This is a genomic window from Holdemanella sp. (assembly GCF_056804935.1).
In genome coordinates this window covers 2,266-11,677 of the sequence record NZ_DBMEXE010000030.1, presented here as the reverse complement: position 1 = coordinate 11,677, position 9,412 = coordinate 2,266, and the positions used below count along the sequence as shown (strand labels likewise).

Annotated in this window: 8 protein-coding genes and 1 pseudogene; 1 reads left to right on the top strand and 8 read right to left on the bottom strand. The window is 36.3% G+C overall.

Annotated elements, in window-relative coordinates; genetic code table 11:
• The 8 genes and pseudogenes from ACZQCL_RS02745 to ACZQCL_RS02710 form a co-directional block, all read right to left on the bottom strand.
• A pseudogene (locus ACZQCL_RS02745) lies at positions 1-137 on the bottom strand (hypothetical protein); the annotation flags it as partial.
• On the bottom strand, positions 119-214 hold the full coding sequence (locus ACZQCL_RS02740; protein ID WP_256269040.1) for an MscL family protein: 96 nt from the start codon (positions 212-214) through the stop codon (positions 119-121). The pseudogene ACZQCL_RS02745 and the gene ACZQCL_RS02740, both read right to left, overlap by 19 nt.
• On the bottom strand, positions 215-1,426 hold the full coding sequence (locus ACZQCL_RS02735; RefSeq protein WP_256269041.1) for a dicarboxylate/amino acid:cation symporter: 1,212 nt from the start codon (positions 1,424-1,426) through the stop codon (positions 215-217).
• A gap of 81 nt (positions 1,427-1,507) precedes the next feature.
• The gene (locus tag ACZQCL_RS02730; protein WP_482481790.1) at positions 1,508-5,821 is read right to left on the bottom strand and encodes a PolC-type DNA polymerase III; all 4,314 of its coding nucleotides are present in this window, start codon (positions 5,819-5,821) and stop codon (positions 1,508-1,510) included.
• Position 5,822: 1 nt separating this feature from the next.
• Entirely contained in the window at positions 5,823-6,506 is a 684-nt protein-coding gene (gene rnc / locus ACZQCL_RS02725; RefSeq protein ID WP_117924560.1) for a ribonuclease III, read from the bottom strand.
• A 1-nt stretch (position 6,507) separates the two neighbouring features.
• Positions 6,508-6,984, bottom strand: a complete 477-nt coding sequence (gene coaD / locus ACZQCL_RS02720; protein WP_118114671.1) for a pantetheine-phosphate adenylyltransferase — start codon at positions 6,982-6,984, stop codon at positions 6,508-6,510.
• Positions 6,981-7,535 (bottom strand): 16S rRNA (guanine(966)-N(2))-methyltransferase RsmD, encoded by a 555-nt coding sequence (gene rsmD, locus ACZQCL_RS02715; protein WP_227991160.1) that lies wholly within the window; start codon positions 7,533-7,535, stop codon positions 6,981-6,983. The genes coaD and rsmD overlap by 4 nt, the downstream gene beginning before the upstream one ends.
• On the bottom strand, positions 7,532-8,740 hold the full coding sequence (locus tag ACZQCL_RS02710; RefSeq protein WP_117571534.1) for an FtsW/RodA/SpoVE family cell cycle protein: 1,209 nt from the start codon (positions 8,738-8,740) through the stop codon (positions 7,532-7,534). Before ACZQCL_RS02710 ends, rsmD begins: the two co-directional genes overlap by 4 nt.
• A gap of 97 nt (positions 8,741-8,837) precedes the next feature.
• On the opposite strand from ACZQCL_RS02710, the gene def reads away from it, so the two are divergent.
• Positions 8,838-9,389 carry a peptide deformylase gene (gene def, locus ACZQCL_RS02705; RefSeq protein WP_118114674.1) on the top strand — a complete coding sequence of 184 codons (552 nt, stop codon included), beginning with the start codon at positions 8,838-8,840 and terminating at the stop codon, positions 9,387-9,389.
• Positions 9,390-9,412 lie beyond the last annotated feature (23 nt).

Below are 9,412 nucleotides of genomic sequence, written 5' to 3'. Positions count from 1 at the left end.
ATATAAGACGTTGTATGAGTGTTGATTTTAGCTTTATATCCTAATTTATTAAATGTGTCTAAACCCGTAAAATCAAGTCCACCAATCAAAATACCCACAATCGGCATCAATATATCATTTACCAAGGAAGTAACGATTTTCCCACAGCCATATCCATCACATTGCCTTTGGCAATAAACTCTTTAAATTCACTGATTGTTTTATTTGGCTTCATTTATTTCTTCTTATCAAAATGCAAAGTTTGTTTCAAAACAGTAGAACAAGCCAAGTCACCAATGACATTCACACAAGTAGCTCCCATGTCACACAAAGTATTTACCGAAATATAAACACCCAAGATTTGATTTGTTGGAATTCCTGCAATTGGACATAAAGCCGCAAAAGCAGCAATCGCACCACCTGGAACGCCTGGAGTACCAATACTTAACAATACGTTACAAGCAAGTACTGTAACCATTGTTCCAATACTTAAATCAATACCTAAAGCTGTCGCAAAGAATGTAATCATAAATGACATCAAAATTGAGACGGCATCCATATTGATCGTTGCCCCTAAAGGAAGAGTCAACGAAGTGATTTCTTCAGGAATACCAATCTTTTCTGAAGCACACTTTAATGAAATGGGGATTGTAGCACTACTTGAACAAGTACCAAACGCATTCAATCCTGCTGGTGCAATATCTTTAAAAAATTGAATTGGATTGTATTTTCCAAAGAATTTGACCATACCACCATAAATAATAAACGCATATAAATAGAACGTAATATACAACGCCAATAATACCTGTCCTAATTGAAGCATTGTATCCACACCATTTGAATACATAACTGTAGCGATACATGCGAATACTCCAAATGGAGTCACATACATGATCTTACTTATAATAAAAATAGAAATTTGATAAATCGAATCACATAAATTAATAAATGGATCCGCCTTTTCCTGAATAGCCAAACATGCAAGTCCAATAATCACGGCAAACGCAAGAACTTGAAGCATATTTCCCGTTGCGAAAGCCTCTACTGGATTCGATGGAATAATATTCTGTAACGTATCCAACAACCCATTAAATGTCGCAGCCTCCACTTGTGTTTTTGTCGCAACAATATGCGCATTCTTACCCAAATGTAACATGCGAGGCAAAACCAAACCTAGACCCGAAGCTAAAGCTGTTGTACCTGTATACCATAATAAGGCATGTAAACCTACCTTACCCGTTTTAGCAATATCCCCAATGCCAATGATTCCCATCACTAAACTTGTAAATACAAGTGGGAAAATCATCATTTTTAATGCCGACATATATATGGAAGCAACAACGCTCAATGCGGTATTTGCCCATTCCGGCATAATAATTCCAACAATAACACCTGCAATCAAGCCAATGAAAATACCAAGTGTTATATTATATCCTTTCTTTTTCATAACTCTCCTCCAATAATGTAAATATTTTACCATACAATTACATGATTGTAAAAATTTACAATGTACTAAAAAAGACACTGCCTAAAACAGTGTCATTTGATTTTCTTCATCCAACCCCTCTAAAGCATTCATATCCGCTAACTTTTCAACTAAAGTCTTTGAAAGCTGTGTACGCTTCAATACATCTTCCTTAGATAGGAATGGTTTTTCTTCTCTAGCCTTAACGACAGACAAACCTACGTTTGAACCCAAGCCATCAATACTTGTGAAAGGCGGAATAATTGCTTTTGGATCATCTGGATCCACAATAAATTCGGTGGCTGCACTACGATTAATACTAATATTCGAGAATCTAAAACCACGCAAAACCATCTCTAAAGCAAGTTCTAACGTATCATAAATAGCCAATTCTTTATCACTTGGTTTTTGTGTTTTATCCTCTTTCATATGTTTGATATCCGCCATTCTTTGGCGAATTGCAGCCTCACCCTGAATCATGGTCTGCACATCATAAGCATCACAACGAATACTAAAATACATACAATAATAATGTACTGGCATATGTACCTTAAACCACGCAATACGCACAGCCATCATAACATAGGCAACCGCATGGGCCTTAGGGAACATGTACTTAATTTTTGTACAAGAATCAATAAACCATTCTGGTACATTGTTCGCCTTCATTTCGGTAACCCACTCATCTTTTAAACCTTTACCCTTACGAACACTTTCCATGATCGTAAATGATAATTTTGGTTTAACACCATATCCCATCAAATCAACCATGATATCGTCACGACAACCAATAACTTCATTCAACTTACAAGTACCATTATCAATTAGATCTTTGGCATTTCCCAACCAAACATCGGTACCATGAGACAAACCAGAAATTGTGACTAATTCCGCAAACGTTGTCGGCTTAGTAAGTTCAAGAATACCACGAACAAATGGCGTACCAAACTCAGGAATACCCGCTGCTCCTGTAACTTCATTATATTTTGTCGTATCGATTTTTAGTGATTCAGTTGTCGAGAATATAGCCATAGTTGCCTGATCATTCATAGGAATCTGACGAACATTCACTCCTGTTATTCTCTCCAACATTTTCATAGCCGTAGGATCGACATGACCTAAAATATCAAATTTTAAGATATTATCATGAATCTGATGGAAATCGAAGTGCGTTGTTTTCCAAGTCGCATTTGGATTGTTTGCAGGATATTGTACAGGCGTAAAATCATGCACATCCATATCCAGCGGCACAACGACAATACCACCCGGATGCTGACCCGTTGTTCTTTTTACACCTTCACAACCCTTAGCCAAATCTACACGCTTTGCCTCATTAAAAGGCTCACACTCCATCTCTTCTTCATATCCTTTAACATAACCATACGCCGTCTTCTCCTGAACCGTACCTACAGTACCTGCTCTAAAGACGTGATCATCTCCAAATACTTCTTTTGTATAGGCATGGGCATTCGGTTGATATTCACCGGAAAAGTTCAAATCGATATCGGGAACTTTATCCCCCTCAAAACCTAAGAATGTTTCAAACGGAATATCCTGACCATCTCCACGCATGATTTCACCACAAACCGGACACACCTTATCCGGCAAATCAAAACCAGACTTAGCTTCATCCCCCTCTAAAAACTCATAGTGCTGACAATTTTTACATACATAGTGAGGTGTTAATGGGTTTACCTCCGTAATATTGGACATTGTCGCAACAAAACTAGATCCTACAGATCCACGCGAACCTACAAGATATCCATCATCATTACTCTTCTTAACAAGTAAGTGTGAAATATAATATACTACATAGTAACCATGACCAATAATACTATCTAACTCACGAGTTAAACGTTTCTCTACAATGTCTGGCAAATCATTTCCATACCATTGGTGCGCTGTTTCAAAACAAATATCACGCAACTTTTGGTCAGACCCCTCAATGTCAGGTGGATACAACTTATCTTTGATTGGAAAGATAGGCTCTGTTAATAACTTCAATTTATTTGTGTTTTCCACAACAACCTCATAAGCTACATCTTCACCCATCCATTCAAATGCCTTCAACATTTCATCCGTCGTCAACAAATGCTGATTTGGATTGCTCGTAGCTTTACGCGCTTGTTTATTATAAATATATAGAGGATGTCTAGCATTACCAATTGCCTTGGCATTAATATATACATCACGAAGACGTTTCTCATTAGGATTCACATAGTGTGCATCACTTGAAGCAATCACCATCTTACCCGCTTCTTTTGCGGTATCATAGATAAACTGCAAATACCACTTCAAATCATCCACATCTGTAATGCTTCCACGATCCAATAAATTCTTATAACAATCTAATGGCTGAAGCTCAATATAGTCATAATAGGCCATGGCTTCCAATAATTCTTTTTTACTTCGCGTATGTGCCAATTCAAAAATTTCACCATTCTGACAAGAAGAACCAATTAATAAGTTGCCGTTATCCCACTTCTTTGAGATTTCCTCCTTAATAATACGAGGCTGACCATTTTCTTTACCCATACTCACCAAATATTGTGTATGTGATAAAGTAATCAATTCAAACAATTCTTTTAAGCCATCCTTATTCTTTGCGAATACCGTCATATGATATGGACGATTTCTCTCATATGGTTTTTTCGAAGCGTATTTCTCACATCCACTTTCCATATCAACTAATGTATCTAAAGTAGCTTCATGCCCCAATTGATTCATCATGTTGTACATAACTTGTGAAAGTACATCCGCATCATAGTCGGCACGGTGCGCCCCTTCACCATCATAGCTAACACGATAATGACGACATACACTTCCTAGATTAAATCGCTTTTGATCATCCGGAAGCATCGCATACGATAGTGGCAATGTATCAATCACAGGATTTGTCAGTTCATCACGACCTGTTTTTCTGCAAGCTGCATTCATAAAGCCAACATCAAACGTTGCGTTATGCGCTACTAAAATAGAATCTCCAATAAAATCTAACAACTCATCTAAAGCATCTTCAATAGGTTTTGCACGATCTACATCATTTTGTGTAATATGCGTTAAATTTGAAATGTGGGCAGGAATCGTACGTTTTGGATTAATGAACATCTGTAAACGCCCAACCTCTTCACGATTTTTGATCTTAACACCACCAAATTCAATAATTTCATCACGCGTATTCGAAAGACCCGTTGTTTCCAAGTCAAACACGACAAATGTTGCATCTTCAAGTTTGCGATGATCATTATTATATACAATATGATATTTAGAATCTGCCACAAGCATTTCGCAACCATACAACATTTTAAATTCACGATTCGGATCTTGTTTGACCAAAGCCTCAATCTTATGTTGTGCCATTGGAAAAGCCTGTACGACCTGATGATCACACACACCGATAGAATCCATACCCCAGTCATAGGCAGTCTGAATAAATTCTTCGATTGCACAAACACCATCCATTTCTGAAAAATTAGAGTGAACGTGCCATTCTGTTCTTTTTACCTTCGCATAATCTTCTCTTTTCTTTTCCTTTGTGATTTCTAATTTACGAACCATAAACGAGTCGCACTTTGAGAATGAATCATAAACAACTTCACCCGTTAATACAACGTGCATGCCTTTTTTTACCGCTTGAATCTCTTCAATAGGACATCTTGCCCCTTCAAAACGTTTGGCAACGATCGCATCATCATAATCACTGATATACAACATCTGCAAAGTTTTACCACTCTTCATAACACGATTATCAATATCGAAAATATGTCCTTCAATTTGAACATTTGAATAGCCCACTCGTAAATCTGCAATCTTATATGTTGTAGCTGATTCCTTCTTATAGCTGTTTGAAGAAGGATACTGCTTCTTAACTGGCTCTTGTTTCACAACAGGTGCAGCTACTTGCACCTTTGCCGTTTCAATTTCAATATCATCCTCAACTTTTTTACACACAATTTCCTGCGTAATCCCTACATCCGCTAACTTTTCCATTAATGAAGGTAAAGCCAAATTTAAAGCAGCAAGACGAGACTCATCGCGTGTAGAAAAACAGATTGTATCATTTTCTAAATAAGGATGTAGAAAGCGAAAATCCTTCACATCACTATATTTTTCCACAAAAAAATTTACATAACGATCCAGTTCATCCATTTCAATAACGCTATTCTTTGTGTGCATATGCAACTTTACATGAGCATGCAAAGAAAGCTGAAGCTTAGTAATGATCTGTTCATAAATTTCCAAAGGAATTACATTCTCAAATTCAATGTAAAAATCAACCATTTTATGCGCTGTATGAAATACAGGATTCTCATAAAAAGTCGCATTTTTAAAATACGCATATAATTCCGGATCTAGTAATTTCTCAAATACTTCCATTTTATTTTGCCATCTTTTCAAAAGCATCCTTAGCTGCTTTTTGTTCCGCCTTTTTCTTTGTGCTACTCGTTCCCTGACCTAATAAAATATCATCTAAATACACACCCATTGTGAAGGTTGGTGCATTGCTTGGACCTTTTTCTTCTAACAATTTATATTGAATTGTCTTTCTAGAATCTGCCTGAATCACCTCTTGTAAATGTGTTTTATAGTCTGTAACAGCCTCACTCTTTTCTTGTTTAAATACTGGCTTCATATATTTTGTCAAAATCTCGTCACAAACGGCATATCCCTGATCAATATAAATAGCTCCGATGCAAGCTTCAAATTGATCGGCCAAAATACTTTCTCTATGGCGTCCACCCGTTTTTTCTTCACCAACACCTAGACGCAAGAATTCATACCATCCTAATTGTCTATTCAATACGGCTAATGTAGATTCACACACTGTCTGTGCACGAAGTGTTGTCATTTGTCCTTCACGCATTTTGGGTTCCATCAAAAATAATTGTGTAGCACTCCAAATTTGTAAAACAGAATCTCCCATAAATTCTAAGCGCTCATTGTCTCCCATTTCACGATGATGTTCATTGGCATACGAAGAGTGTGTACAAGCTTCTAGATAAATATCTTCATCTTTATATTGATATCCATTTGCCTTTAACCAATCAATAAACTTTTCCATTTTATTCTTCTCCTTTTTTAAGATCTTCTAATACACAAGCAGGAACAAATCCCGAAATGTCCTGACCATATTTAAACAGTTCTCTTACGTTTGAACTTGAGTACAAACTATATTCAGGACGAGTAAATAAACATACTGTCTCAATGTCCTCATTCAATCTTGCGTTCATAAACGCCATGTTTTGCTCGTATGTACAATCCACACCATTACGAATTCCACGTACCAGCACAGTCGCATTCACACTTTTGCATGCCTCGACAACTAATCCCGACTGAATCTTGCATGTTACGTTTGACAAGTGCTTCGTTGATTCATTCAACCATTTTAATCTTTTTTCCTCTGTAAACTCATTATTTTTATCTGAGTTTGGCGAAATAAAGACCACTAACTGATCAAACAACTTACTTGCTCTTTCAATAATATCTAAATGACCATAAGTAACTGGGTCAAATGTTCCGCAAAATGCTGCTATTTTCATTCTTCATTCTCCTCTTTTTGATAATAAGAAATACGCGTAATGCCATATGTCTTCTCTTTATATTTTATGAATGAAGCTATTTTTTCTGGCCACACCTCTTCTTGCAGGCTTTCCACCACAATAACTCCATCTGATTTTACAATATCTAAATCCTCTAATTTTTGAATCAACTTTTCATTTTCCTGTTTCGCATAAGGAGGATCAATATAAACTACATCATACTTTAAAGTCAAACGCTCCAATACACTAAAAATATTTCCACAAATGATTTTGGTCTCTTTTTCTGCCTTTAAACTCTTTACATTCTCTTTAATGACAGAAATAGCCCCTTTATTATTGTCCACCAAAGTCGCATGATCCATTCCGCGACTCACAGCTTCTAAACCCATATTTCCAGTTCCACTGTAACAATCTAAAAAGTTACCGCCATCAAACATGTTCCCCAAACTTGAGAAGATGGCCCCTTTAATTTTATCTTGTGTTGGTCTAGTCGCATCATTTTTAGGACTTTTTAATGATCTAGACCCATATTTTCCCGCTACAATTCTCATGATAATCGATCCATCTCCCTTCTTCGGATTGCACAAATGCAGTTTTGTGCCAATCCCATTGTCAACATAATTGAAATCAAGCTTGTACCTCCACTACTTATAAATAGTAGGGGTACTCCTGTAAAAGGAATCAGGCTAGCCACACCACCAGCATTCAAAAAGAAGTGCATAAATAGATAAACGCCTGCGCCGCCTAATATTATTTTGTACATATACTCACTTGTTTTAAAGGCATAATAAAATAAGCGAAATTCAATAATTCCATACAGAATAACCAATCCAAACAAACCAAAGATACCTGTTTCTTCAATCAATACAGCTAAAATATAGTCATTATCAGCCTGTGTTAAATAACCATATTTACGTGCTGAGTTCCCAATGCCTTTTCCAACAATATTTGAGCTTGCGATTCCATACAAAGAATTAGCTGGTTGATATCCATCCCCATAAACATCGTTATATGGATCTTTGAAGTTTTCAACGCGCACCGCAATATGTGCAAATGACGTATGTTTTAAGATTTCATTTCCTATATTTGTAAATCCAAACAAAACAACGCCAGAAATAATTCCTCCATAAATAAGTACTTTTAATACTCGTTGTGTATGTTGTAAAACAGGATATTTTGGAATCATGATACAAGATATAAAGATAAATCCAATGATAACAGCGGTTCCTGTATCTTTTTGAAAAAGCACAATGATACATATACAAATAAATGCGGCCCACGCCCTTTTAAAGAGTCTACCCTTTTCCTTTAACATAATTGATTTCTTTTTTGCACGATACAAGCATGTCGCACAAATAATCAGCAATAATGGTTTTGCGAATTCACTTGGCTGCAAAGATATACCGGCAATCTGAATCCAGGCATGGCTTCCTCCAATTTCTGGAAACGCAAATGGAAGTATCATTATGAACAAACAAAGTGGAACAATACACCATTCTATTTTTGAATACCATCGAAAGCGAAAAAAGCGATTCATAAACCACATAGCAATATATCCACATACGCAAAATATACTTTGTTTGACAATTACTTTTGGAACAATGTTAGGGGCATATGTCGTTTTTCCTACATTGGTTGAAACAATCGTAAATGTTCCAATCAACAAAAGAAGCGCCACCGCCCAATTGATATACTTATCACACTTTGGATCCAATGCGAAAAATGATAATTTTCCCTTCTTTTTTTGTTCGGACATGTAAATCCCCCCATCATAAATTCTATTTTAGCATATTTTCAAAAATCATTTGTCAATAATTCGAAAATGCTATAGAATGTTTGCGAGGATGATTACTATGAAAATAACAAGCAAAGATATTATATTGGATACAGACGAAAGAATTCGTATGCAAAGTGAACCTGTTCAATTGCCTTTATCAAATGAGGACAGAGAACTTTTACAGGCCATGTTAGATTATGTGCGTAATTCACAAAATGATGAAATTGCCGAAGCCGAAGATTTACAGCCGGCCGTTGGTATTGCAGCTGTACAAGTTGGTGTTTTAAAACAAATGATTGCGGTTGTGATTCCTTATGAAGATGGTGTAGATGAAGTTGCACTAGTCAATCCTAAAATCATTTCCGAATCCGTACAAAACGCATATTTAGATAATGGAGAAGGTTGTTTATCCGTAAAAGGCGAACATCCAGGACATGTTTTCCGTCATGCAAGAATTAAAGTTCGTGGTTATGATTTGATTCAAGATAAAAATGTAACAATTTCAGCTGAAGGATATTTCGCAATTTGCCTTCAACACGAAATCGATCACTTATCAGGTACTCTTTTCTACGATCATATTGATGCCAATAATCCATGGAAAAGTGATGATGAGGCAGAAGTCATTTAAGCTTCTGCTTTTTTAAATCGCGT

Coding starts and splice junctions, on each gene's coding strand:
- ACZQCL_RS02740 (WP_256269040.1), bottom strand. CDS start 214: ATGAAGCCAAATAAAACAATCAGTGAATTTAAAGAGTTTATTGCCAAA.
- ACZQCL_RS02735 (WP_256269041.1), bottom strand. CDS start 1,426: ATGAAAAAGAAAGGATATAATATAACACTTGGTATTTTCATTGGCTTG.
- ACZQCL_RS02730 (WP_482481790.1), bottom strand. CDS start 5,821: ATGGAAGTATTTGAGAAATTACTAGATCCGGAATTATATGCGTATTTT.
- rnc (WP_117924560.1), bottom strand. CDS start 6,506: ATGGAAAAGTTTATTGATTGGTTAAAGGCAAATGGATATCAATATAAA.
- coaD (WP_118114671.1), bottom strand. CDS start 6,984: ATGAAAATAGCAGCATTTTGCGGAACATTTGACCCAGTTACTTATGGT.
- rsmD (WP_227991160.1), bottom strand. CDS start 7,535: ATGAGAATTGTAGCGGGAAAATATGGGTCTAGATCATTAAAAAGTCCT.
- ACZQCL_RS02710 (WP_117571534.1), bottom strand. CDS start 8,740: ATGTCCGAACAAAAAAAGAAGGGAAAATTATCATTTTTCGCATTGGAT.
- def (WP_118114674.1), top strand. CDS start 8,838: ATGAAAATAACAAGCAAAGATATTATATTGGATACAGACGAAAGAATT.